Raw genomic sequence first — 1194 nt, 5'->3', positions numbered from 1 at the left:
GGGAGCATGTCAACTTTGTTAGAACAAACGAACTAAACAGGTTCTAAAGCTGGTTATTAAGATAAGCACAGCGATGCTTGAGAACTTGAGAGACGTTAGATTCATCCCATTGTGCTCCAGAGATTTTTAATCGCCGATCTATCTGTTTGATAGTAGATTCGATGGCACCAGAACCAATAGAACAAATACCTTCGGTTTGATAATAGTCATAATTTACAATTCGATGCCGATGGGTTTCCAAATACTGGCAAAAATTTTGAGCTTGTTTAGCTTTAAGTGGAGAGATGAGAGCGAGAGTTTCATCAATTTTTCCTTGCCAGAGAAGAGTTTCCGCAGTTTTGAGTCGCTTGAGAGAACCACCCAGTTTATGTAGATTTTCGATGAGATGGAACCAATCTAAAATCTCCCGTCTTTCTCCTGGACAACTAAATTGTCGAATTATTTTCCAAATCCCTGGATGTCCATCACCTAAGCAAGTTAATGGATTGGCCAACTGTTGTTGATTTACCCAATCGACTAAAGCTTCATTTTCACCCAATCTAGCTACTTTTATTTGTTGGTTGATACAGATGGCTTTATAGTCTTTCCAGATGCATGGCTCTCCTTTTATTTCAGTCCTAAGCCTCACCTTACCGCCATCCACACTAATTTCTTCTAGATCTTGTCCACATTCTATTTCGGGAAACTTATACCGCTGAACGATTCTTTGTTGTGTATTAGCAGAAATCGACATTCCGGTATATTTATAAATATCTTTTGCTGCATTTTCATAGGAGACATTCGCACTTGCTCTCAAGCAACATTGCTCTAAATAAGGACTTATTTTTTGATTTTTGTCTAGTTTTAACTTTCGTGCTTGTTTCTCACTGACTGGTAATTCTCCGAGAATACTTTTGATTGTTCTTACTCGTCCGGATGAAGTTCCTGTTGCTTCTTTGAGAAAAAAACCCCTAATTCTGGTGTAATGTATTCTAGAGTTTGCGCTCTAATTGTTTTTTCAATCCCGGCTAGACTCTCTAATTCTTCAGTCTCTGCTTCTTGATACAGAATTTTTGCTACGGCTTGAAGATGTTTCTGGAGTTTTCTCTGATTGGCTGGTTTCATTGTTGAGTAAGAATTGATTTCTTCCTCTATTTTCATTGATTCTGCCACTCTTCAATAGTTCATCTGTTCTAGCAAAGTTGACATACTCCC

At 38.2% G+C, this 1194-nt stretch carries 1 protein-coding gene; it reads right to left on the bottom strand.

Features of this window, described 5'->3' with window-relative positions:
* Positions 1-43 precede the first annotated feature (43 nt).
* A protein-coding gene (locus BV372_RS25775; RefSeq protein ID WP_143845288.1) for an ISKra4 family transposase occupies positions 44-1104 on the bottom strand; the annotation gives its coding sequence in 2 pieces (ribosomal slippage) (positions 44-948 and positions 948-1104; 1062 coding nt in all).
* Positions 1105-1194: the final 90 nt, after the last annotated feature.

Source organism: Nostoc sp. T09 (assembly GCF_002154695.1).
Lineage (GTDB): Bacteria > Cyanobacteriota > Cyanobacteriia > Cyanobacteriales > Nostocaceae > Aulosira.
Note: the sequence above shows the minus strand (reverse complement) of the source record. Positions and strands in the feature narration are given on the sequence as shown.